The organism is Streptomyces millisiae, from assembly GCF_031845425.1.
GTDB lineage: Bacteria > Actinomycetota > Actinomycetes > Streptomycetales > Streptomycetaceae > Streptomyces > Streptomyces millisiae.
Genome location: NZ_JAVREM010000329.1, coordinates 1 through 441, shown reverse-complemented (window position 1 = coordinate 441; position 441 = coordinate 1). Strand labels below are relative to the sequence as shown.

The 441-nt window shown below is 67.3% G+C and carries 1 protein-coding gene; it reads right to left on the bottom strand.

The genetic code is table 11. The features are described 5' to 3' along the window. Nucleotides 1–65: 65 nt before the first annotated feature. Nucleotides 66–441, bottom strand: a 376-nt coding sequence (locus tag RNC47_RS36920) for a hypothetical protein (protein ID WP_449657371.1), incomplete at its 5' end; no start/stop codon positions are given.

Sequence of the window (441 nt, the reverse complement as noted above, 5' to 3'; positions counted from 1 at the left end):
CACCAGCACGGTCTGAAAATCGCATCACCCGTGACGACCGGCGACCGCGCGGGCCGGATCGCGTCCTAGCCGGGCAGTCTGCGGTTGATCAACAGGGCCGCCACACCGGCCAGCGCCAGCACCAATGCCCCCAGCCGCAGCCAACCAAGGCTGGCGTCGCCCTTGATCGTCTCGTAGCCGATCTGCTGCTGCAGCGAGGTGAACACCTGCTTCAGCTGCTCCAGGCTGGACGCGGTGAAGGCGTCTCCGCCGGACAGCTTGGCGATCTTGCCGAGCATCTCGTCGTCGACCGGCACCGGCTGGCGCTGATCGTTGATCTCGACGTAGCCGTAGGGCGTACCGAAGGACACCGTGGAGATCGGCACGCCCTGGTCCTTGGCGGTGCGCGCCGCGGTGTAGGCACCCTTGGGGTTGTCCGGGTTGGACGGCACGGTCTCCTTG